This is a genomic window from Malaciobacter mytili LMG 24559 (genome assembly GCF_003346775.1).
GTDB lineage: Bacteria > Campylobacterota > Campylobacteria > Campylobacterales > Arcobacteraceae > Malaciobacter > Malaciobacter mytili.
The window spans coordinates 407,549-430,703 of sequence record NZ_CP031219.1 but is presented as its reverse complement, the minus strand read 5'-3'; the positions used below and the strand labels follow the sequence as shown (position 1 = coordinate 430,703).

Annotated in this window: 20 protein-coding genes; 14 read left to right on the top strand and 6 right to left on the bottom strand. The window is 26.1% G+C overall.

The features are described 5' to 3' along the window. Nucleotides 1-36: 36 nt before the first annotated feature. The 8 genes from AMYT_RS02215 (at nucleotide 37) to ccsA (ending at nucleotide 8,376) form a co-directional block, all read left to right on the top strand. Nucleotides 37-516 (top strand): ferredoxin-type protein NapF, encoded by a 480-nt coding sequence (locus AMYT_RS02215; protein ID WP_114840938.1) that lies wholly within the window; start codon nucleotides 37-39, stop codon nucleotides 514-516. Nucleotide 517: 1 nt separating this feature from the next. Beyond that, entirely contained in the window at nucleotides 518-1,480 is a 963-nt protein-coding gene (locus tag AMYT_RS02210; protein WP_114840937.1) for a WD40 repeat domain-containing protein, read from the top strand. 2 nt (nucleotides 1,481-1,482) lie between these two features. Beyond that, nucleotides 1,483-1,869, top strand: coding sequence for a chaperone NapD (locus tag AMYT_RS02205; protein WP_114840936.1), 387 nt, complete (start codon nucleotides 1,483-1,485; stop codon nucleotides 1,867-1,869). A gap of 1 nt (nucleotide 1,870) precedes the next feature. Then, nucleotides 1,871-2,314: a PAS domain-containing protein gene (locus tag AMYT_RS02200; protein WP_114840935.1), complete on the top strand. Its 444-nt coding sequence runs from the start codon at nucleotides 1,871-1,873 to the stop codon at nucleotides 2,312-2,314. Between the two features lie 40 nt (nucleotides 2,315-2,354). After that, nucleotides 2,355-2,741, top strand: coding sequence for a hypothetical protein (locus tag AMYT_RS02195; RefSeq protein ID WP_114840934.1), 387 nt, complete (start codon nucleotides 2,355-2,357; stop codon nucleotides 2,739-2,741). A 315-nt stretch (nucleotides 2,742-3,056) separates the two neighbouring features. Next, a complete protein-coding gene (gene nrfH / locus AMYT_RS02190) occupies nucleotides 3,057-3,596 on the top strand; it encodes a cytochrome c nitrite reductase small subunit (RefSeq protein ID WP_114840933.1) in 540 nt (179 codons plus the stop codon). Nucleotides 3,597-3,609: 13 nt separating this feature from the next. Next, entirely contained in the window at nucleotides 3,610-5,103 is a 1,494-nt protein-coding gene (nrfA, locus tag AMYT_RS02185) for an ammonia-forming cytochrome c nitrite reductase (protein WP_114840932.1), read from the top strand. Nucleotides 5,104-5,214: 111 nt separating this feature from the next. After that, nucleotides 5,215-8,376, top strand: coding sequence for a cytochrome c biogenesis protein CcsA (gene ccsA / locus AMYT_RS02180; RefSeq protein ID WP_114840931.1), 3,162 nt, complete (start codon nucleotides 5,215-5,217; stop codon nucleotides 8,374-8,376). Nucleotides 8,377-8,995: 619 nt separating this feature from the next. Here the strand turns inward: ccsA and serS are convergent. Further along, entirely contained in the window at nucleotides 8,996-10,240 is a 1,245-nt protein-coding gene (gene serS / locus AMYT_RS02175) for a serine--tRNA ligase (RefSeq protein WP_114840930.1), read from the bottom strand. 142 nt (nucleotides 10,241-10,382) lie between these two features. Here serS and AMYT_RS02170 point away from each other — a divergent pair, with 142 nt between their 5' ends. Genes AMYT_RS02170 through AMYT_RS02160 form a run of 3 tightly spaced genes read left to right on the top strand, consistent with a single transcriptional unit; the run spans nucleotide 10,383 to nucleotide 12,759 of the window. Continuing rightward, entirely contained in the window at nucleotides 10,383-10,703 is a 321-nt protein-coding gene (locus tag AMYT_RS02170) for a hypothetical protein (RefSeq protein ID WP_228197880.1), read from the top strand. 1 nt (nucleotide 10,704) lies between these two features. Further along, a complete protein-coding gene (locus tag AMYT_RS02165; RefSeq protein WP_114840929.1) occupies nucleotides 10,705-12,267 on the top strand; it encodes a PepSY-associated TM helix domain-containing protein in 1,563 nt (520 codons plus the stop codon). A 9-nt stretch (nucleotides 12,268-12,276) separates the two neighbouring features. Then, on the top strand, nucleotides 12,277-12,759 hold the full coding sequence (locus AMYT_RS02160; RefSeq protein ID WP_114840928.1) for a hypothetical protein: 483 nt from the start codon (nucleotides 12,277-12,279) through the stop codon (nucleotides 12,757-12,759). Here the strand turns inward: AMYT_RS02160 and AMYT_RS02155 are convergent, their stop codons facing one another. Then, complete coding sequence (locus AMYT_RS02155) at nucleotides 12,760-13,593, bottom strand: AraC family transcriptional regulator (protein WP_114843128.1); 834 nt, start codon at nucleotides 13,591-13,593, stop codon at nucleotides 12,760-12,762. A 120-nt stretch (nucleotides 13,594-13,713) separates the two neighbouring features. Between AMYT_RS02155 and AMYT_RS02150 the strand changes: the two genes are divergently transcribed. Beyond that, nucleotides 13,714-14,547 (top strand): YitT family protein, encoded by an 834-nt coding sequence (locus AMYT_RS02150; protein WP_114840927.1) that lies wholly within the window; start codon nucleotides 13,714-13,716, stop codon nucleotides 14,545-14,547. A 12-nt stretch (nucleotides 14,548-14,559) separates the two neighbouring features. Here the strand turns inward: AMYT_RS02150 and AMYT_RS02145 are convergent, their stop codons facing one another. The 4 genes from AMYT_RS02145 to AMYT_RS02130 form a co-directional block, all read right to left on the bottom strand. After that, nucleotides 14,560-16,263 (bottom strand): sensor histidine kinase, encoded by a 1,704-nt coding sequence (locus tag AMYT_RS02145; protein WP_114840926.1) that lies wholly within the window; start codon nucleotides 16,261-16,263, stop codon nucleotides 14,560-14,562. Beyond that, on the bottom strand, nucleotides 16,260-16,946 hold the full coding sequence (locus tag AMYT_RS02140; protein ID WP_114840925.1) for a response regulator transcription factor: 687 nt from the start codon (nucleotides 16,944-16,946) through the stop codon (nucleotides 16,260-16,262). Before AMYT_RS02140 ends, AMYT_RS02145 begins: the two co-directional genes overlap by 4 nt. An 82-nt stretch (nucleotides 16,947-17,028) precedes the next feature. Further along, the gene (locus AMYT_RS02135; RefSeq protein ID WP_114840924.1) at nucleotides 17,029-19,137 is read right to left on the bottom strand and encodes a TonB-dependent siderophore receptor; all 2,109 of its coding nucleotides are present in this window, start codon (nucleotides 19,135-19,137) and stop codon (nucleotides 17,029-17,031) included. A 17-nt stretch (nucleotides 19,138-19,154) separates the two neighbouring features. Beyond that, nucleotides 19,155-21,260 carry a TonB-dependent siderophore receptor gene (locus AMYT_RS02130; RefSeq protein WP_114840923.1) on the bottom strand — a complete coding sequence of 702 codons (2,106 nt, stop codon included), beginning with the start codon at nucleotides 21,258-21,260 and terminating at the stop codon, nucleotides 19,155-19,157. A gap of 173 nt (nucleotides 21,261-21,433) precedes the next feature. Between AMYT_RS02130 and AMYT_RS02125 the strand changes: the two genes are divergently transcribed. Both AMYT_RS02125 and AMYT_RS02120 read left to right on the top strand, forming a co-directional pair. Beyond that, complete coding sequence (locus tag AMYT_RS02125) at nucleotides 21,434-22,021, top strand: hypothetical protein (RefSeq protein ID WP_114840922.1); 588 nt, start codon at nucleotides 21,434-21,436, stop codon at nucleotides 22,019-22,021. A 73-nt stretch (nucleotides 22,022-22,094) separates the two neighbouring features. Further along, nucleotides 22,095-23,066 carry a helix-turn-helix domain-containing protein gene (locus AMYT_RS02120; protein ID WP_114840921.1) on the top strand — a complete coding sequence of 324 codons (972 nt, stop codon included), beginning with the start codon at nucleotides 22,095-22,097 and terminating at the stop codon, nucleotides 23,064-23,066. The last annotated feature ends 89 nt before the right edge of the window (nucleotides 23,067-23,155 follow it).

The following is a 23,155-nucleotide window of genomic DNA, read 5'->3' as shown; positions in this document are numbered from 1 at the left end:
AAGAGAACTCGTTTCTCTTATTTTAAAAGGGAAATAATGCAAAGAAGAGATTTTTTTAATTCATTTAAATCTACTTTTTCAAAAAAACAAGAAGAATTAAAAGCTATTAGACCTCCTTATTTTGAAGATGAATCTTTGTTTAAAAGGGAATGCATAAAATGTGATGGAGTTTGTGCACTCTCTTGTGAACAAAATATTATAATTATAAAAGAAGATAAAACTCCAACTTTAGACTTTTCAAATAGTGGTTGTACTTATTGTGATGAGTGTGCTAAAGTGTGTCCAAATGAAGTTTTAAAAATCGAAAATAAAAGAAATATTGATACAAAAATAACAATAGATATACTAAAATGTCTAAGCTGGCATCAAACTATGTGTTTTTCTTGCAAAGACCCTTGTTTAGATGATGCTATAGATTTTTTAGCTATGTTTAGACCTCAAATAAATGAGAATTGTACATCATGTGGATTTTGTATAAAAGTTTGTCCAAGTGATGCTATAAAAATAGGAGAATAATTTGTCTTTTTATAAATTTATTTTTATTTTTATTATAACAACTTCACTTTTTTCAAAAGAGATTTTAACTCCTACTTCAATATTAGAAGCAAAGGGAGCAGTTACAGATTTAGTTGTATATAAACATAAACTATTAGCTTCTACTGATTTAAGTAGCATTGATATTTTTGATTTACAAAGCAAAAGCTTAATAAATAGAATAGAACTTCCTAAAATATTGGATTTTATGGGTGATAAAGTTGATGCAAAAGTTTATAGTGTAGATATTTTAGAAGATAGTATTCTTATTCTTTCTCAAGGGGAAAAAGGTGGAAGAAATATCTTTTTATATAAAGATAATCAACTTACAAAAATCATATCAGATGAAAAAAGAATGTTTATTGCAAAAGCAAAATTCTTATCAAAAGATAAAATTATCTTTTCTCTTTTAAGTAATCAATTATATTTATATGATTTAAAAACTAAAAAAGAACTTTTTATTAAACAAATCTCTCAATCAAAATTTTCTGATTTTGCTTTAAATGATGATAAATCTAAGATTGTTATTGCTGATGAAAGTGGTGTTTTACATGAATATTATACAAAAGATGCAACTTTTATTAAAGATTATAAAAAACAAAATTTGGATAATGTATATCAAGTTGATTGGAAAAAAAATATAATATTAACAGCGGGTCAAGATAGAAGAGCAGTGGTTTATAATAGCCAAAATAGTTCTGATGCTTATTATAAACAAGTCAATTTTTTAATATACAGTTGTGGATTAACTCCAAGTTCGCAACTTGCTGCATTTGCAAGTGATGAACAAAATAATATTACAGTATTTAATACACAAACGCAAAAAGAGCTTTATTTATTAACTAAAAATAGTAAAACTATTACAAAAATTCTATTTTTAAATGAAAAAGAACTTTTTGTTGCAAGTGATGATAAAAAAATAAATTTTTATAAATTAAAGGATTAAAAATGAATATTTCAAGTATAGTAGTTCAAACATTACCAAAATATTTAGATGAAGTAGTGAAAAATTTAAAAGAATGTGAAGCCTGTGATTATCATGTGCATGATGAATTAGGAAGAATTATTATTACTATTGAAGGTAAAAATGTTGAAGAAGAATTGGAGAAACTAAGAGTTGTTGAAAGTATTCCTCATATAATTAGTGCTGATATGCAAATGGCTTATAGTGAAGATGAACTAAATGAACATATGAAAGTGCTTGAAAACTCAGATGTGGTTCCAAGTATGCTAAATGATGATAATATAAAACCTGAAGAAATAGTTTATAATGGGGATTTAAAGAAAAAAGATATTTACGGGTTTACTAAACATTTCGATAAAACAGGAAAGTAAAATGCAATACAATGAGAGTGAATTTCTAATAGAGACTATTGTTCCTAAAGATGAGCTTATTGTTTCAAGAACTGATTTAAAAGGTAATATTACTTATGCAAATGAAACTTTTGCACAAATTAGTGGATATGAAGTTGAAGAATTAATTGGAAAACCACATAATATAGTAAGACATCCAGATATGCCCAAAAAAATCTTTAAAGAGTTATGGAAAACTTTACAAGAAGGAAAATCTTGGAGTGGTTTTATTAAAAACTTACGAAAAGATAGGGGATATTATTGGGTTTATGCACAAATAAGTGCTGTAAAAAAAGATGGAAAATTAGTTGAATATAAATCTATTAGAACACCAATCTCATTTGAAGATAAAATAAAATACCAAAGATTATATGACAAAATAAAAAAACAAGACAATGAATCAATAAGAGTTGTCTCATATATATAAAACTACACAATTTTTGCACGATAAATAGATAAAATTACCTATGAAAAAGTTGATTTTAATAAAGGTAGTTTTATCTATATTTTTTACTTTATATGCTAACTCAACAAATATAAGACAAGCTAGAGCTATTGGAATATTTGATGAAAATGGAAATGGCGAAAATATCCAACATATAAGAAAAACAAAAAATGACTACAATGGTACTTGCTTTACCAAAGTTTCTGTTTTTGGAAATTTTTACTATACAACTCCAAATGTATATATAGGAAACTCAAAAGGCTACTTACAAAAAGAAGAATCAATCTTTAATAAAAATAAAATAAAAATTGGAACTACACTTTTATATAAACACTACAATGTAACAAATGGATATATAAAAGTTAGTATTGATAATAAGACATATGATTCCAAAGTTTTTGTAAAATAAAAAAAAATTAGTTTAAAAGTTTAAGCTTAAAGCTAAATTTAATTTTTATTTTTAAGAAATTTGTAATTTTTATATATTTTTTTCACTACTACGTCACACTTTTATTATTATAATTTTTTATAATAATAACTTAGCTAGACCTACCATTTAATGGACACTTACAAAAATGGTAAAATTTTTTTTACAAAAAAAGTTTCATAATTTTTCTTTATAATTAACGAATGACCATTCACTCAAAATATATTTTCTTGATTTAGATCAAGAAAGTTGTATATAATTAATTTTATAATTTCAGTGTAACTTAAAGGATATAGGATGGAAAAGAACAAAAAAATTGTTGTTTATGGGACAGTTTTAAGTCTTCTTGTTGCCGCTTCGCTTTTTGTTTACACAGTATATGCATCTAACATGCTGTCATATTTATCAAGTGACCCAAAAGCCTGTATTAATTGTCATACAATGAATTCAGCTTTTGCAACTTGGGAAAATAGTTCACATAAAAATGTGGCAGGATGCGTTGATTGTCACTTACCTGTTGACAATTTTGTAGCTAAATACAAATCTAAAGCAATAGATGGGTGGAATCACTCAGTTGCATTCACATTAAACACTTATGAGAATAATATTCATATAAGTGATGATGGAGCAAACCGTGTACAAGCAAATTGTGTTCGATGTCATGCAAGTGAAAATGCGACATTGAAGATGAATGCTGACAAATATCATAGTGGTGAAGACGGAAGTCTTGAGAATGGTCGAAAATGCTGGGAGTGTCACAAATATGTGCCACATGGTAAAGTTCGTAGTTTAGTTTCTACTCCATATAATATTGGGGTAAAAGAAAAAATGAAATAGAAGGTTAGTTGTCATGAAAAAATATAAAATACTTCTTGCTATTTCTTTAATAGCGATAGGGTTAATGTCTGCTTTAGTTGCTTCAATTAATGAAAAGAAAGAAGAGCAAAAACAGATCAATAGTGTTCCACAAATGGATAATAGATGGGAAACTAAGAGTGAAGAGTTTAGAACTCATTATCCAAGACAATTTGATTCATGGAGAAAAACAAAAAATTCTGATGAAATCCATGATATGTTAAAAGAGTATCCTGAATTAGTAGTATTATGGGCAGGATATGGATTTGCAAAAGATTATAATGCTCCAAGAGGGCACTTTTATGCAATCGAAGATAATAGAAATACTCTAAGAACTGGTGGGCCAGTTGATGAAAAAACAGGACCAATGCCAACTGCATGTTGGACATGTAAATCACCAGACGTTCCAAGAATTATGGCTGAGCAAGGTGATGATGAGTATTATAGTGGTAAATGGTCTAAATATGGTTCTGATATTATAAATCCTATTGGATGTGTAGATTGTCATAATCCAAAAACTATGGAGTTACAAGTTAATAGAAAATATCTAGATGATGCTTTAAAAGCTGCTGGAATTACTGATTTAGCAAATGCAAGCCAACAAGATATGAGAACAATGGTTTGTGCTCAATGTCACGTTGAATACTATTTTGCTAAAAAAACTACAAGTGCAGGTAAAAAAGCTGCTGTTGTAACTTTACCTTGGGCAAATGGAACTTCTGTTGAAGCTATGGAGAAATACTATGATGATTTAGAATTCTCTGATTGGACACACAAAATTTCTAAAACACCAATGTTAAAAGCACAACACCCAGGTTATGAAATGTGGAAAACAGGTGCTCATGGTAAAAACAATGTATCTTGTGCAGATTGTCACATGCCATATACTCAAGAAGGTGGTATTAAATATACTGACCATAATATTGGAAATCCTTTAGAAAATATGAGTAAAACTTGTATGAATTGTCATAGAGTAAGTGAAAAATCTTTACTTGCTAATATTGCTGAGAAAAAAGCAAGAAAAGATGAGTTACATACAAAAGCTATGAAACAAATTTCTGCTGCACACTTAGAAGCTGGTAAAGCTTGGGAATTAGGTGCAACTAAAGAAGAAATGGCACCAGCATTAAAAGATATTAGACATGCACAATGGAGATGGGACTACGCAGTTGCTTCTCACCCAGCATTCTTCCACGCACCAGAAGAGACTTTAAGAGTTCTTGGTACTGCTTTAGAAAAAGCTGGAGATGCTAGAATTAAATTAGCTAAAATCTTAGCTAAATATGGAGCAAGTGATTATAAAGCACCTGCTAATTATTCAAAAGAAGATGCTCAAAAAATTATTGGATTACCATTTAATAAATTAATTGAAGAGAAAAAACAATTCAATGATGGTTTATTACAAGAATGGAAAAAAGAAGCTGAGAAAAAAGGTATCTATAATCCTGAATCAACAAAAGATGTTGAGCACAAAACTTCATATAACTAAAATAAAAAGAGGATATACTCCTCTTTTTATACTATAATATTTATAAGTAACACCTCCCTTTATCTTCCTTCGGTGTTACTTGTAAATTTTAATAAATTTTTAGGTCTTTTAATGAAAAAAATAATAAAAACTTTCTTTGGTATGGAATTAATGACTGTACTTATGCTATTTTTTGCCTTTTCCTGTGCTGTTGCTACATTTGTTGAAAATGATTATGGACCACTTGGGGCTAAGTCTTTTATTTATGGACAGACTTGGTTTGAAACAATAATGCTTCTTTTAACAATAGGTGTTGTTTTCAATATCTTTTGGTTTAAAATGTATAAAAAAGAAAAATTTTTAATTCTTATGATTCATATTTCATTTGTATTTATCTTTTTAGGTTCAGCTTTAACAAGATATGTGGGATATGAAGCTACTATGACTATTAGTGAAGGTCAAACTCAAAATAAAATTTATACTTTAGATCATTTTGTGCAAATGCAAATTAAAGAAAATGATAAAAAACAAAAGTTTGAACAAAAAGTATTAATGACAAAATTAAATCAAACAGATTTTTCTCATAACTTTACTTTAAATAATGATATAGTTGAAGTTACTTTTAATAGTTTTGTACCAAATGCAGCAGAAAAAATAGTAGATATAAAAGATGGAATACCTATGGTAAATATAATTGTTTCTACTTTAAATGGTATGAAAAGTATAGATTTAAAAAAACAAGATGAAAAAGAGACAATGTTTTTATCTTTTTCATTAAATAAAGAGATTAAAGACTCTAAAAAACCCGTAGTATCTTTTACAACAAAAGATAATAATATCTATTTTAAATCAAATATAAAAACTTCTTGGTATTCAATAGAAGATAAACTAGAAGGTGAAATAAAAGCAAATGAAGAAGAAATTGCTTATCTTTCAAGAGTATACAAAGTTGGACAAACTGAATTTATGATAAAAGAAGCTAGTGTTAGTGGCGCATTAAAAGTTGTAAGTTTACCCCAAAGTCAAACAAAAAAAGAAAATAGAGTTGATGCTATTTTAGTTGATGTAAAGTACAAAAATATAAATAAACAAGTAGCCTTATTTAAAGCTGTTGAAGCAACAAGAGGATATGTTAATAAAGTAAAACTTGATAAAAATATAGAGCTTAAAATGCAATGGGGAAGTAAAGAAATAACTCTACCTTTTGGTTTAAAACTACTTGATTTTAGTTTAGAAAGATACCCAGGGTCTAACTCTCCTTCTTCATACTTAAGTGATATTGAAATTGTGGATAAAGATTTAAAAGGTGAAAAGTTTTATAGAATTTATATGAATAATACTTTAGATCATAATGGGTTTAGATTTTTCCAATCTTCATATAAAACTGATGAAACAGGAACAATTTTATCTGTAAATAAAGACCCAGGAAAAGTTCCCACATATATTGGATATTTTTTACTTTTTACAGGATTATTTTTAAATCTTTTTAGTAAAAATGGAAGATTTAGAAAATTAAGCAATAAAAAGTATACTCTTGAAAGTATAAAAAAAAGCTACTATTTAAAAAACAATCTGATGGTTTTAATAGCTACTTTTTTTATATTTTTTCAAACTTCAACTTTTGCAAATGAAGAAAGTTTAAAAACTATTCAAAATATAAATAAAAAACACTCACAATATTTTGGTTCTGTTTTAATTCAAGATTATCAAGGAAGAATCAAACCTATTAATTCTTTAGCTATTGAGATTATAAATAAACTAACTAGAAAAAATGAGATTTTTTCTTTAGATGCAAATCAATTTTTCTTAAGTATGATGATATATCCAAATATTTGGCAAGAAATTGAATTTATTAAAATAAATGATGATAAATTGAAAAAAATATTAGGAATAGATAAAAACACAATTAGTTTTAAAAATATTTATGATGCACAAGGAAATTATAAACTTACAAAATTTCTTGAAAATGCAAATGCAAAAAAACCTGCATTAAGAACTAAGTTTGATAAAGAACTTATAAAAGTAGATGAAAGACTAAATATAGCTTATACTCTTTTTACAGGGGATTTTTTTAAAGCTTTTCCTATAAAATATGATGAAAAAAATAGATGGATTGAATCTTCAGTTGCAATTAGAGTTTTAGATAATAGTTCAGATATTGATTTGCCAAAAGAAGAAGCTTTAAAAATTAAAACACTTATGAAAGATTACTATTTTGCTTTAGATGAAGCAACAAAAAATCCACTTTTATGGGAAAATGCAACAAATAAATTAAAAGAAATACAAAAATATCAAGAAGAGTTTGCTTCACATATTTTACCTAGTAGTTGGAAAATAAAAGCAGAATTAATTTTTAATAAATACAATATTTTTGAAAGATTAACACCTTTTTATTTAATCTTAGGATTTTTACTTTTAATTACAATTTTTATTAATATTTTTAAACAAAACCTAAATTTATCAAAATTTACAAAAGTTATTTTAGTTTTATTTGCTGTGGGTTTTATTTTTCATACTTTTGGTTTAGCTCTTAGATGGTATATAGCAGGTCATGCACCTTGGTCAAATGGTTATGAATCAATGATTTATATAGCTTGGGCAATTGTATTATCAGGGATGTTTTTTTCTAAACAATCAAATTTAGCATTAGCTACAACAGGTATCTTAAGTGGAATAACTTTATTTGTAGCTCACTTAAGTTGGATGGAACCACAAATCACAACTTTAGCTCCTGTTTTAAAATCATATTGGCTTACAATTCATGTTAGTGTAATTACAGCAAGTTATGGTTTTCTAGGACTGAGTGCTTTACTTGGATTTATAAGTATATTTTTATTTGCTTTTATAAATAAAAAAACACAAGATGATAAATTTTTCTCAATTTTATTAAGTATAAAAGAAGCAAATAGAATAAATGAAATGTCTATTTTAATTGGACTTGTATTATTAGTAATAGGTAACTTTTTAGGTGGTATTTGGGCAAATGAGTCATGGGGAAGATATTGGGGTTGGGATCCAAAAGAGACTTGGACTTTAGTATCTATTTTAATTTATGCAGCTATTATTCATCTAAGATATATAAAAGGTATTATTTCTGATTATCTTTTTGCTACATTAAGTCTAATTAGTTATGCTTCAATTATTATGACTTATTTTGGAGTTAATTACTATTTAAGTGGAAAACACTCTTATGCAGCAGGTGATCCTGTTCCAATTCCTACTTTTGTTCCAATTACTGCAATAGTGATTTTGATACTAATTCTTCTTTCTTATAGAAATAGGAAAGTTTTATAATAGGTATTTATAAAAAAATACCTATTTTTTTAACAAATTTAAAAAAAATCACGGAAATTTCACTTTGATTTGATATAAATCAAATATATAATTTTTATAAAGTTATATAATGTCATCAAAGAAGTTTTATCTTATATATATGTCTCCTTCCCTACATAATAAGTCTTACTAAAACTTCTTTTGACTCTCAACTCTCTTTTTGAAACTTCATTCCTAACTTTGATCAAAAAGAGAGTTAAATTCACTTCTAAAATTTCTAATAAAAAAATGTGAATGTTTTATTTAAAAGTGCGAATTTATTTTAGGAAACCTAATACGGTTTCCTTTTATTTAAAATTTTAGATAATTATTTCTATGTTTAATAGCTTCTAAGTATAAAATATCAAATATGGTTTCAAAGCTATAAACGCTTCTTTCAGCCTCCATGGCTTCACTTCGTTCCGACCATTCCGGTTTCAAAGCTATAAACGCTTCTTTCAGCCTCCATGGCTTCACTTCGTTCCGACCATTCCGGTTTCAAAGCTATAAACGCTTCTTTCAGCCTCCATGGCTTCACTTCGTTCCGACCATTCCGGTTTCAAAGCTATAAACGATAAGAAATTATCGTTTATAACGCTTTTCACATATACTTTTCTAGAACTTGAGGGATTTTTATAGTTCCATCTGAAAGTTGATAGTTTTCCATAATAGCAACTAGTGTTCTACCAACAGCTAGTGAGCTACCATTTAAAGTGTGAGTTAAAATATTTTGTTTTCCATCTTTGTATCTAATTTTTGCTCGTCTACTTTGGAATTCTCTTGTATTTGAAATAGAAGAGATTTCTCTATATTTATTTTGTCCAGGAAGCCATACTTCTAAATCTATAGTTTTTGCAGCACTAAAGCCTAAATCTCCTGTACAAAGCATAACTTTTTGATGAGCTAAACCTAAAGAAGTTAATAAATCACTAGCGCAAGCTACCATTTTCTCAAATATTTCATCAGATTGTTCTGGTTTTGTAATAGCAACCATTTCTACTTTATCAAATTGATGTTGTCTAATAAGTCCTCTTGTATCTCTTCCTGCACTTCCTGCTTCTTTTCTAAAACAAGGAGTATAAGAAGTAAGAAGCATTGGAAGTTGTTCTTCACTTAAAATTTCATCATTATAAAGGTTTGTTAAACTAACTTCAGCAGTAGGAATAAGATATAAATCTTCCCCTTCTATTTTAAATAAATCCTCTTCAAATTTTGGAAGTTGTCCTGTACCTTGTAAAGTATTTGAATTTGCCATAAAAGGTACATACCACTCTTCAAAACCTCTTGCTGTATTAAAATCAAGCATATAATTAATTAATGCTCTTTCTAATCTTGCAGCTGTTCCTTTAAGGGCAGAAAATCTTGATTTTGCTAGTTTCACACCTCTTTCAAAATCAAGCCAACCATTTTGCTCACCTAAATCCCAATGCTCTTTTGGTTCAAAAGTAAAAGTTGGTTTTTCTCCTACTACTTCTAAAACAATATTATCATTTTCATCTGCTCCATTAGGAACATTTTCATCTGGAAGATTTGGAACTGTTAATACTATAGAAGTTAATTTATCTTCTAAAACTCTAACTTCTTCTTCCATTTGTTGTTTTTTATTTTTAAGTTCATTAATATTTTCTTGAAGAGTTGCAATATCAAGCCCCTCTTTTTTGTATCTACCAAACTCTTTTGATAATTTATTTTGTTCAGCAGTTACATTTTCCATCTCTTGTCTTTTAGCTTTTGCTTCATTTGAAAGTTCTTTTAGATTATCTAAAATCCCTTGCTCAACACCTTTTCTTCTTAAAGCTGTAGCAGTTGCTTCAAAATCTTTTTGTAATTGTCTAATATCTATCATTTTATTCTTTCACTATAAAATTTTTTGCCATTATATCTAAATGTTTCTTTGTAATATTTTTGATTGTCATGATTAGTTTATTTTTAAGTCCATGTTTAATATTTAATGATTATAATTCTCAAAATTAAATAAGGTTTATAGTTTGATAAATAGATTTTTTAAAATATATAAAGAGTTATCAATAGTAGAAAACAGTGGTAAAAAAATAGGTTTATTTAGAACAATTTGTTCTATATTTGGTGGTTTACTTGTGGCATATTTAGCAATGACTTTACTTGTTTTTATAATTCCAGGAAGTGCTGGTGAATCAATTATTGTGCCATTGATGTTTAATACTTTTGCTTGGGCTATTGCTTCTTTGTGGATATGTTTATCTATTTCAAAGTTAGTAGCATTAAAAAGAGTTTTAATTCCTACTTTTATCTTAACTATAGCCATAACTATTTTTATTGTAGGAAACTAAAATGAGTGATAATTCTTCAAAACTTTTAAAACAAAGACTTCAAAGAGTTCATGTAGCAGTAGGTATTAGTGCTTCATTATTTATGTATATTGCAGTATTCTTTGGAATTTTTGCAATTTTATTGCCATATATTCAAACTTGGGAAAAGCCTTCAAGACATTTTGAATTTGCAAATATTAAAAATATTGATTATTCTTCTATGATAGACCCCATAATTTCAAATGAAGATTTTCCTAAAAATAATATAAACATAACTTTACCAGGGTATCATAATGACCCCGCATTAATAATTTCCCATGAATTTGTTGAGCCAATTGTATTTAATCCAAATACAAAAAAGATAATAGAAAATGAAGAGCATATTTCAGAACTTGCTTGGTTTTTAAATAGTATGCATTATGGAAGACCTTTAAAAACTTTTGGATATGTACTTTTTGGTTTTGTGGCTGTTGCAGTTATGTTTTTAATAATTGGTGGATTAATCCAAGTTACTCTTATAAAATATAAAGATAAAGGGAAAAACCAACAAAGTAAATTTTCTTTTTGGCATAGAAAAATCTTTACTTGGTTATTTGCTCCTTTTATTATTGTTACTTTAACAGGTGCATTAATGAATATTGGATATTTTGGCTCTGCACCTATGGCCTATATCTCATCAAAAGGAGAAACTGCAAATATAGGAGTTTTATTAAGACCTGTTTTAAACCCTGAAGCAAAGCAAATACATAGAAAAAACGATAATATAAAAATGCTTCCAATAAATGAGCTAATAAAAAAAGCACAGCAGATAAACCCAAATATAAACTTTCAAAAAATTCTACTTATAAATTGGAAAGATTCAAGTGCTCAAGTGGAACTTAGTGGATACAATCCCAAAATGCCTTTTTTAAACGGAGTATTTAATAAACCAAAAGTTGTTTTAAGTGGAGTTGATGGAAGCTTAATTCAAAATGTAAAAGTTTTAGATAAGCACTGGTCTGTTATTTTTGTGGATATTATGTATTTTTTACATCTTCTTTTTGGAGTGGATATTTTTACAAGAGTTTTAATAGCTTTACTTATGTTAATTTGTGCTGTTGCCATTGGTTTTGGTGTTATGTTATGGCTAGAAAAAAAAGCTAAAAAATTTGAAGGTACAATTATCTTTTATCATTGGATGGGCAAACTATCATTGGCAGTTATGATAGGAGTTATTCCTGCAACTGGATTTATTTTTTTACTACAATGGCTTTTACCTTTTGATTTAGAAAATAGACTTCTTATTCAAAAAGGGCTATTTTTTACCTTTTGGTTAGCCACTTTAACTTGGTCTTTTTATAGAGTTTCTTCTTATAAAGTAGCAAAAGAGTTTTTTGCTTTAGGAGGAATATTTTTTATTTTAACTCCAATTTTTCACGGAATTTTTAGTGGATTTATGCCCATACAATTATATAAACAAAATATGCATATTATTTTAAATGTTGATATAGGTTTATTTTTATTTGGTTTAGTTCTTTTACTTTTATCTTATAAATTACCAAAAGATAGAATAGAAGCAAAAAAATTTTTTAAAGCAAAAATATAAAGGAAAAAAATGAAATTCTTACTTCTTAGTTTATTTATATGCTTAAATTTACAAGCACACACTTTATTATTAAAAGTTATTGACAACAAAGATAATACAATTACAGTAATAGGAGAGTTTGATAATCTTCAAAAAGCTCAAGGTGCAATGGTTAGATTAGAATCTCTTACTTCGGGTGAAGTTTTATATAAAAATAGACTTCCATATGAAAGTAAATTAATTATTCCTATTCCTAAAGAAGAGTACCAAATAGTTTTAGATGGTGGACCAGAAGAGCAACTTGTACAAAAAGGTATTGCTCCACTAGAAGGGTTTAAATTTAAAGCCACTAAAGAAGTATTAGAAAAACTATCTCAACCAAGACATGAAGAACACCAGTTAGGAATTGAACTTATAAGCTTTTTATTTATTGGCTTAATTTTAATTTTATTGACTTTATATTTTAGTTCTAAAAATACAAAAAAGTTAATAGAAGAGATTAAAAATAAATAACTACATATAAATTGAAATATAATAACTTGCAATAAAAAAGTCCTCATCATCTAAAAAAGAATTCTTTTTATAGACTACATATGAGGGCTCTGTTGTAGTTTCATATCCACTATTTATTAGCCAATCAAAATATACCCAATTTATAAACTCTAAAAACTCTTTATAACTTCCTTGAAAATCAAATTTTGCATAAATTCCACTAGGAGACATTAAACTTGGCAAAGTGTTTTCTTCTATAATTTCTTGTGTTTGAATTGCTGCTGTATATTGGCATTCAAGTAGAGGTGTTATAGAGGGATTATCATGATATAAAGTTATTTGATTATACTCTTTAATATCTTTGGATAAAACCCAAGTATTTAACTTTTCCCAAACCAGTTTTTTAGAATCAATATCCCCTTTATGCCTTATATAATATATTTTTTTTGATTTAATTTTTAATATTTGTGCTTTTAAAGAATAAGAGGCTTTTATTTTTATTAGTTGCTTATAATCTCCCCTTTTCCACTCCTTTGGAGTCATATTAAATTTATCTTTAAATACTTTTATAAAAGCACCTTGAGAGCTATAACCACACATTTTTGCAATATTTGTGATTGTTGAATTATGATTTGTTAAAAGTAAACTGGCAGCTTTTTGAAGTCTTATTGATTTTATTGTTTTATAAATATTTTGACCAAACTCTTCTTTAAAAATTCTATGCATATGATATTTACTTATCTTTAGATTTATACTTAACTCTTCTAAATCAATATTTGTATTTATATATTTATAAATATAATGCATTATATCATTTGCTATTTTTCTATGTCTTACTATTGTATCTTTTTTCATAATCAAATTATATCTATAAAAAAATTATTTTAAGCAAGAATAATTAGTTTTTCTAACAATTTTAAAGAAGAAATAAAAAAAAGAATTCTTTATAATTAGCAAAAAATTTAAAGGTTATAAATGATTAAGATAAAAAATTTACTTTTTATTATTTTAGGATGCTTTTTAATAGCTTATTCAACAGTAGCATTTCTAAATCCAAATAGTATTATTACAGGAGGAGGAGTTGGATTAGCACAACTTTTATATGCTCTTTTCCCTTCTACTACTTTAGGTATTTGCATACTAATAGTTAGTATTCCTTTAATACTTTTAGGAATGAAATTTTTTGGAAGGGCTTTTGTTGTAAAAACCCTAATAAGTATAGCTTTAATCTCTTTTTTTACAGACTTTTTAAAAGAATTTATAGAAGTATCACCCCTAACACATGAAACTATATTAGCTTCTATTTTTGGTGGATTATTAATAGGTTTTGGAGTTGGATTTGTAATGCTTGCTAGGTCTTCAACAGGAGGTACTACCATCTTAGCAGAAGTTATAGCTTTAAAAACAAAATATAAAACTTCACAAATTATTTTATTTATAGATGCACTTATTATGTTTAGTTCAATTTTTATTTATAATAATGTAGAAAAAGCTTTATTTAGTGTAATTGGAGTTTATATTACTTCTAGGATTATAGATGTTTTATTATCAGGGAAACCTGCACAAAAAGCAGTAACTATTGTCTCAAATAATGTGAGTGAACTTTCAATACAATTATATAAAAAATTAGGAGAACATGGAACTATTATAAAAGGATTTAATCTAAAACAGCAAGAGAGTAAAACTTTAATTTTAGTAATTGTTGATATTTCAAAGCTGCAACTTTTAAAATCAATTATAAAAAAATATGATAAAGAGGCTTTTTTAGTAATTCAAGAAGCTTCAGAATTATATGGTAGAGAGTTTTAATAAAACTCTCTTTTAAACTTTTATTATAAAACAAGCACCCTCTTTTTTATTTTGAACACTTAATTCCCCTTTAAAATGGGAGTTTATTATAGTTTTTGACATATAAAGCCCTATTCCACTCCCACTATCTTTAGTAGTAAAATATGGTTCAAAAATTTTATAAAGTATTTTTTCTGAAATTCCACCTGCGTTATCACAAATAGTTGTTAAACTTCTTTTTTCTTTTACATCAATAGTTATTTTTATCTTTGGAGTTTGAATATTTTTTGCAACTAAAGCCTCTTTTGCATTTGAAAGTAGATTTAATATAACTTGGGAATACTCATTTTCATAAGATAAAACTCTTTTATCACTTTTTATATCTAATATCACTTCAATTTTATAAAGTTGCAATAATGGAAGCATAATATCCACAGATTTATTAACTGCTTCAGAAATATAAAAGGAGTTTTTACTTTTTTGGGGTTTATAAAAATCTCTAAAGCTATTTATTGTATTTGACATAAATTCTATTTGTTCATTTGACTCATTTATTTTTTCAATTAAATATTTTTTATCAAGTTCATTATACTCACTTGCTAACTGCAAATTCATATTTATAAAACTTAGATGAGTTAAAGGCTGTCTCCATTGATGGGCAATATTATTTATCATCTCTCCCATAGAAGCTAACTTACTTTTATGTATTAAAAGTTTTTCCTTTTCATTTTTTTCAATAACCAATTGTCTTAAAGTATAAGCTAAAGCAAAACTAAAAATAAGTGATTCCATTGGGGCTGCTATATGTATAATATATATTCCACTAATAGGTAAAAGCTTTTCTTGTGCCATAAAGACAAAACAAGCCATAAAAACCCATCCTAAAGTATAAATAATTGCATTTTTATTACCTTTATAAATACTAATTATTCCTACTAAAGAAGGAATTAGAAAACTAATATAAAAAGGTAAAAATTCATACAAAATTGAAATTTTAAAAATCACTATTAATAATAAATCTATGATATTTAAAACTATAAAAAAATTGACAATTTTAGAAACTTTTGGTAGATTTTTTTCTAAAGATAAAATCTCTTTTGTAAATAAAAGTGTAAATAAAAATCCAGAGGTTTCAAAAATATCCACAAGAGCCTGACCTAAAACTGAAGGATAGGGTTTATAACTAAAATAAACAAAACCCACAAGAGATAAAAGCACAAAAAGCTGCATAATAGAATAATATAAAAAACACTTTTGTCTAGTTGAAAAGTAAATAATAAAATAGTATAAAAAAGCACAAAAAATAATTCCATAAGCTAAACCATATAGTATTCCTTCGTAAGGAAGTATATATTTATACTCAAGTTCACTAATAACTCTATATCTAAATCCAGCTCTTTTTGCTTCTTTATATTCATAGTTGAAAAAGAGTTTTTCAAAAGAATTTTTATCTAGTTTTATTATTAATAAATGATTATATTTATAATATTTTGTATTTGTATAGATTAGGTTTTTATCATCACTAACTATTGTTAAATAATATGTTTTATTTTTAAGCTTATATTTGTTTATATCTAATTTTATAGAAAATTTTTTTACTACTTTATTTTTATACTCTAAATAATTTACTTGTTTATAGGTATTAAAATCTTCAGAAATCTGAATATCTTCCACAATCCCAAATCTATTTGCATATAAATTTAAAATAAAAAAAGAAAAAATAATTATGTATTTCATTGAAATAATTCTATTTTATACCCTACTTTTGATAGGTTTTTAATACAATTTATTGGAAGTTTTTTTCTTAAGTCTCTAACTAAAAGTCTAATAGCATTTTCACTCATATATTCATCATACCAAATATAGTTTTGTATCTCTTCATAAGTAACCACTCTTGAAAAATTTTCACATAAAAGTTTAAAAAATAAAGTCTCATTTTTTGATAATTTTATTATCTCATCTTCTATTTTTAATACTTCATTTACTAAATCAAAATAACAATTCTCACAAATATACTTTTTAGTATTTTTATTATCAAAAATCTTTTTTGCACATTGCATAAGTAAAGGAAAAATTGTCTCATGTTTTATAGGTTTTGTAAGATATTTAACTAAATGTAAATCTATAGCATCTAATAAGTAGTTTGTATTAGTAAAAGCAGTTAAGACTATAAATTGAGTATCTTTATCTTTTTGTCTAATTTGTCTTATCATATCAAGACCATTTTTTTTAGGCATTTTAATATCAGTAATAACTAAATGAGGAGAAAAAGTCTCTATTTTTTCCATAGCTTCAAAAGCATCTTTTGCTTCATAAACATTAGTAAAAATTCTTTTTAAATATGAAGTGGCATTACTTCTAATATTCTCTTCATCTTCCACATATAATATTTTTAAATTTTTGTATTCTTCTTTTAGCATAAGAAATTATACAGTATTTTTTATAAATATTAATAGTTATTATCATAATTATATAATATTAAAAGGATTTCTCCTTTTAATATTAAAATGAATATTTTAAAGTTACTAGTGCACTTCTTGGTGTTCCATAAGCTACTTGGCTATAAAAACCTACATTTGAATAATATTTTTTATCAAATAAATTATCAATATTTAGCTGTGCTGATAGATTTTTATTAAATTGATATTTTGCCATTAAATCAACTGTTGAATAGGCTTCTTGATATATACCATTTAAATTTGTTTGTCTTTGCCAATTTAACCCACCAGCTAAACTTAACTTATCAATTTTATATTTAGTAAATAATTTAAATGTTTTTCTTGGATGATTTGAATTTACTTCATTATCATTTGCATCTTTTGCTTGAAATTGAGAATACCCAACACTTAAATTCCAATTATCAGTTATTTCTCCATTAAGTTCAACTTCAAATCCTTTACTTGTAGTTCCTTCTGCTGCCACACTTGCAACAGTAGTTGTTCCAGGGATTAATGCTCCTGAAGGATCTGTTTGTGCTAATTTATCTTGTTCTATTCTAAAAATTGCGAAGCTAGCATTTAATTTATCGTCAAAAAACTCACCTTTTATTCCAACTTCATAACTTTTCCCTTCAATTGGGTCAAGATAATTTCCACTAGAATCTTGATTATCTTGTGGTTTAAAAATATCAGTATAACTCACATATGTAGAAAAATCTTCATTTATATTATAAATTAACCCTGCATAAGGTGTTACAACATTATCATGATCATATGTAAAATCTTTTAATCTATCTTCCTTTTCCCAATTAGTAAGTCTTGTTCCAGCTATTAATTTTAAATTATCAGATAATGAAAATCTACCTACTAAATAAGTACCTAATTGTTTTGTAACTGTATCTCCTACTAAGTTCATTTTAGGAAAATCAGGACTTTGTATATTTCCATCCCAATCAAAAAAACTACCAATTGAACCAACACTTTTTGAAGCAGAATAAGCTTTGAATTTTTGTTTATTATACATTGTTCCAATTAGTAATTCATGATCTAAACTTCCTAATTCAAAAGGAATAGAAGCATAAATATCAATATTATCTTGAACTCTTGAGAAATCACCTTTATAACCACTTCCTCCCATTCCTAAGCCAGTAGTTTTATCTGGATTTCCATATAGATATAATAATTTTAAATCTGCACTACTATCTATTCTTGAATAACCTGCATATAATTTAATGTTATTTTCAAAATAATGCTCAATATTTGCAAAATAATTTTTATTTTTAGAGGCCCAATAACTCCATTTTGGTGCAGTAGTATCAGATCTATCCCAGTTTGTTTTAGTTCCATTACTATACTTAGAAGGTAAACCTCCCCACATACTTCCTTTTGGATTATTATCTTGATAGCTTGTTCCTAAAGATACTCTTGTATTATCAGATATATCAGCATCAATTACACCATAAAGTACTGTTTTCTTATTTTTATAATAATCTTCAAAAGATTCTCTATCTTCATAACTAGCTGCAATTCTAGCTCTTACTTTTCCATCTTTAGTTAAAGGAGTTGAAACATCTAAAGAAGCTTTGTATTTATCCCAGCTTCCCCCTTGTAAAGTGATATTTCCTTTAAACTCTTTACTATTTGCATGTTTTCTAACTAAATTAATAGCAGCAGAGGGATCACCTGCTCCTGAAATAAGACCATTTGCTCCTCTTACAACTTCAACCCTATCATAGATTGTTAAATCTTGCTGTGTTTCACCTGTATTATATCCCCCTACCCAAGAAACTGCTACACCATCTATTTGATAATTTGAAATATCAAATCCTCTAGCTGAAAAAGAACTTCTTTCACTATCACTAGTAGTTGAAGATAATCCCACTACACTTTTTACCACATCAGAAATACTTTCCATAGCCATATCATTTATTTGCTCATTTGTAACCACACTAATTGACTGCGGTGTTTCTTTTGAAGATAAGTTTAATCTTGTTGCTGTATTCATAGAATCAAATTTATATGAATTTGTACTTTCACTATCACTTGAAGATACAACATCTACTGTACCTAATGATTTATTATTCTGTTTTGTACTATCTGCAAAAACTGGCATTTGCAATAAAATTGCAGCACATATAGATAACTTTAATAATCTCTTGTTTCCTAATTTCATTATTTTTCCTTTTCATATTAAAATGAATATTGTAAAGTTAATAAGACCCTTCTAGGAGTTCCATATACCATACTATTTTTTCCTATTCCTTCATAATATTTTTTGTCAAAAATATTATTTATATTTAATTGTAAATTAGCATTTTTATTTATTTTATAACCTATCATTGCATTTGCAAGAGTGTAAGCATCTTGAGTAATTTTTCCTGAATCAGTTTGAGTATAATATTTACTTTTATAATTTAACCCAGCACCTAATCTTAAATTATTTATAGTATATTTTGCAAATAGATTAGCCGTTGTTCTTGAAGCTTTAGTATTAAATTTCTCACCATCTGCATCTCTTGCTTCAAAATTTGCAATTCCAAAGTCTAAAGTTAAATTATCTGTTACTTGACCACTAATATCAAATTCTACACCTTTACTTGTAACACCCTCAGAAGATTTATAAGGTTGTTTACCACCTATTGGGTCACCATCTGTTTGTGCTACATTATCTTGCTCTATTCTAAAAATAGCCAATGAACTTGTAAGTTTTCCATTAAAATATTCCCCTTTTACTCCAATTTCATAGTTTTTCCCTTCAATTGGCTCTAAAAAATTATCACTTCTATCTTTTTTATCTTGAGGTTGGAAAATACTTGTATAACTTGTGTAAAGTGAATGATTTTTATCTATGTCGTATACTAAACCTACATATGGAGTAATTTCATTATCAAACTTTCTAGTTTCTTTATTTGAATCTTCACTATTATATTCCCAAGATGATAACCTAGCACCTGCAATTAATTTTAAACTATTTGTTAAAGAGAAATTCCCCGCTAAATAAATACCTTTTTGCACTATATCTTCAGGTCTTATAATATATGGCACATCTGCACTTGATGAAGAAGGGAAATCTAAGTTATAATCATAGAAATTTGGAAGTATAGAATAATACCCTTGTGGATAAACAGCATCATATTTTAAAGTTTTATCTTTACTATATGTTGCACCTACAATTATCTCTTGTGAAAGATTTGCCACGTCAAAAGGAACTTTTACATTTATATCTAAAGTATTTTGTTTTTTCTCTTCTTGGGCTTTCCAATCCATATAGTTTAAACCACTTCCATCTGCTTTATTTACTTTTCCAGCAAAATATAAAAGTGCCGTATCTGTTTTTATCTCATCATATGTATATGCAAGATTTAAAGAAATATCTTTATATAAAATTTGTTCTAAGTTTGCAAATAATGATTTTGTTTCCACATCCCAAGCTGTCCAATCTTCAGAAACTGTTTTTGATCTATCAAAATTTGTTTTTGAATTATCACTATAAAAAGCTGGTAAACCACCCCATCTAATACCCTTTCTATCTAGTTTTTGATAACTAGCGCCTACTGATAAAAAAGTAGTATCTGTTAGATTCATATCTACAACACCATAAAAAAGATTGTTTTCTTTTTCATAATTATCCATAAAAGATTTACTATCTTCATGTTTTGCAATTATTCTAGCTCTTATACTTTTATCACTATTTAAAGGTGTAGATATATCAGTCATAGCGCTATAACTATCCCATGACCCTCCTCTTAAAAATATATCTCCTTTAAATTCATTACTATTAGCTCTTTTTCTAACTAAATTAATACTTAAAGCAGGATTTCCAGCTCCAGTTGTTAGGCCATTAGCTCCTCTTACTACTTCAACTCTATCATATAAAGAAAGGTCTAAATCTCTTGCATTATAAGTAATATAAGTAGGCATTCCATCAATTTTATAATAATCTAAATCAAACCCTCTTGCACTAGCATTAACCCTTTCATCCCATCTATTTAATGATACCCCTGTTACATTATTTAGCATACTATCATAAGAGTTTATTCCTAAGTCTCTCATTTTTTGAGTAGTTAAAACACTAACTGATTGTGGTGTTTGTCTTAATGAAAGATTTAACTTTGTTGCTGTATTCATAGAATTTACAGTATATGAATTTGTACTTTCACTATCACTTGAAGATACAACATCTACTGTACCTAATGATTTATTATTCTGTTTTGTACTATCTGCAAAAACTGGCATTTGCAATAAAATTGCAGCACATATAGATAACTTTAATAATCTCTTGTTTCCTAATTTCATTATTTCTCCTGATATGATAACAATTATCATAATTAACACTAAAAATGGAATTATTTCTTATTTTAACTTAGGAGAATATTATTAATTTATTTATCATGACAACTTAATTTTAATTCTATTTATAAATAGAGTTGTTCACATTTTTTACACATTTTTTTTAAATATTATAGCTTATGGTTAAAATCAATAAATTAAATAATAGAAAAATAGAAATTTCAAAAATAGAAAATATTTGTAGATATTTTATTAGTGATTGTACAGCTAGTGAAGTGGCAAAAAAGCTAGATATTAGCAGACAAACAATTAATAAATATTATAAAGATATAAGAGTTTTACTTCTAAATAAATATCCATTGGATACAAAGTTAGATAAAGACTGCTTTACTTTAAAATATATTTATTTAAATGAAGAGGTTTTTTATTATATACAATATAATAACAAATACTATTTTTTAGATTCAAAAGCTTTATATTATAAAAATCTTTTTAACTTTATAAAACAAAATATTGAAACTACTTTAATAAATCATAAAAAAGCAAATAGTGTAAAACTTTTGTACAATAAAAGAAAAAATGATTTTTTAGTTATTGGCTACTATAAATCTTCAAATAATTTTGAAACTTTTTTAAATCAAAGGCTTAAAAAATTTAGAGGTATAAATAAAAATAGTTATGAAAGTCATATAAAAGAGTCTTTTATACGATTTAATAATGATGAAAACTTTTTATTTAATTTTATAGTAAAAAATATCTATATCTAAAATTAAACACATTTTAAATACATTTTAATTATTATTATCAAAATTAAAGTTGATTTTGAGGACAATTATTATAATGTTAGAAATAGATTACTACGATTTAATAGAAATATTAAAAAAAGAAAATAACCCATTTTCAAGAAAAAATTATCTAGGTAAAATCAAAAATAATTTTGGAATGGGTAATTATATTTGGTATGATATTGGAAGTGGTATTGCCATATCTATAACTACTTTTAAACTATATCAAGATACTATTATTTCACAAACTTCAACTATTGCAGGAACTGTTTTAATCTTTAATTTTGCAAATGATTTTACTTATACTTTTAAAGATAAAAATAAATATCTATCAAAAAAAGATAGTTTCTTTTTAGGATTTTCTTCAAATAATTTTTCAGCAAAAATGCAATTTAAAAAAAATACTTCATATAGCATCTTTACAATTGGTATAAAAGAAGAACTTTTTTTAAAATTACCCTATGATTTTAAAAATTTAGAAAATAAAAGAAATGAGGCAAACAAAAAAAATTATGCAATTATAGAAGGTGGAAGTATAGACCCTGAACAATTAGATATTTTAACTTATTTTTTTAATAAAAAATTTGATGAGTACCTTTTTACTGATCTATTTTTAGAATCAAATATTGCAAATCTAATTCAATACACTTATAAAAAAATTATCAAAAATATCAACTCAAATTCTAATATGGATGAAAATATTATTAAATCTTTAGAAAAAGCAAAACAGATAATTTTAAGTGAGTATTTTTCTAATACTTTATCTATAAAAGAAATAGCATATAAATCTGCAATAAATGAGTGTTATTTAAAAAAAGATTTTAAAAACTACTACAAAATGACTATTTATGAAATGATTCAAAAGCAAAGATTAGAAGAAGCAAAAAAGCTTTTAAAAAAAGATTTTAGTGTAAAAGAAGCTTGTATAAAAGTTGGGTATAAACACACTGGTCACTTTAGCAAACTCTTTTTTAATTATTTTGGAATAACACCAAGTAGTTATAGAAAACAATTTAAAACATACTGATTTTTCCTTTTCTTAGATATATTTTTCCCTTTTTTGATTATTAATTATTGATAATCATAATCATTTTATATATCATTCCGATAAATTTT

What these genes read in the sequence shown, in the direction of transcription:
- AMYT_RS02145 (WP_114840926.1), bottom strand. Translation starts at nt 16,263, where the DNA reads ATGAAATACATAATTATTTTTTCTTTTTTTATTTTAAATTTATATGCA.
- AMYT_RS02165 (WP_114840929.1), top strand. Translation starts at nt 10,705, where the DNA reads ATGAGTGATAATTCTTCAAAACTTTTAAAACAAAGACTTCAAAGAGTT.
- AMYT_RS02130 (WP_114840923.1), bottom strand. Translation starts at nt 21,260, where the DNA reads ATGAAATTAGGAAACAAGAGATTATTAAAGTTATCTATATGTGCTGCA.
- AMYT_RS02125 (WP_114840922.1), top strand. Translation starts at nt 21,434, where the DNA reads ATGGTTAAAATCAATAAATTAAATAATAGAAAAATAGAAATTTCAAAA.
- AMYT_RS02215 (WP_114840938.1), top strand. Translation starts at nt 37, where the DNA reads ATGCAAAGAAGAGATTTTTTTAATTCATTTAAATCTACTTTTTCAAAA.
- nrfA (WP_114840932.1), top strand. Translation starts at nt 3,610, where the DNA reads ATGAAAAAATATAAAATACTTCTTGCTATTTCTTTAATAGCGATAGGG.
- ccsA (WP_114840931.1), top strand. Translation starts at nt 5,215, where the DNA reads ATGAAAAAAATAATAAAAACTTTCTTTGGTATGGAATTAATGACTGTA.
- AMYT_RS02160 (WP_114840928.1), top strand. Translation starts at nt 12,277, where the DNA reads ATGAAATTCTTACTTCTTAGTTTATTTATATGCTTAAATTTACAAGCA.
- serS (WP_114840930.1), bottom strand. Translation starts at nt 10,240, where the DNA reads ATGATAGATATTAGACAATTACAAAAAGATTTTGAAGCAACTGCTACA.
- AMYT_RS02140 (WP_114840925.1), bottom strand. Translation starts at nt 16,946, where the DNA reads ATGCTAAAAGAAGAATACAAAAATTTAAAAATATTATATGTGGAAGAT.
- nrfH (WP_114840933.1), top strand. Translation starts at nt 3,057, where the DNA reads ATGGAAAAGAACAAAAAAATTGTTGTTTATGGGACAGTTTTAAGTCTT.
- AMYT_RS02150 (WP_114840927.1), top strand. Translation starts at nt 13,714, where the DNA reads ATGATTAAGATAAAAAATTTACTTTTTATTATTTTAGGATGCTTTTTA.
- AMYT_RS02205 (WP_114840936.1), top strand. Translation starts at nt 1,483, where the DNA reads ATGAATATTTCAAGTATAGTAGTTCAAACATTACCAAAATATTTAGAT.
- AMYT_RS02200 (WP_114840935.1), top strand. Translation starts at nt 1,871, where the DNA reads ATGCAATACAATGAGAGTGAATTTCTAATAGAGACTATTGTTCCTAAA.
- AMYT_RS02135 (WP_114840924.1), bottom strand. Translation starts at nt 19,137, where the DNA reads ATGAAATTAGGAAACAAGAGATTATTAAAGTTATCTATATGTGCTGCA.
- AMYT_RS02155 (WP_114843128.1), bottom strand. Translation starts at nt 13,593, where the DNA reads ATGAAAAAAGATACAATAGTAAGACATAGAAAAATAGCAAATGATATA.
- AMYT_RS02120 (WP_114840921.1), top strand. Translation starts at nt 22,095, where the DNA reads ATGTTAGAAATAGATTACTACGATTTAATAGAAATATTAAAAAAAGAA.
- AMYT_RS02195 (WP_114840934.1), top strand. Translation starts at nt 2,355, where the DNA reads ATGAAAAAGTTGATTTTAATAAAGGTAGTTTTATCTATATTTTTTACT.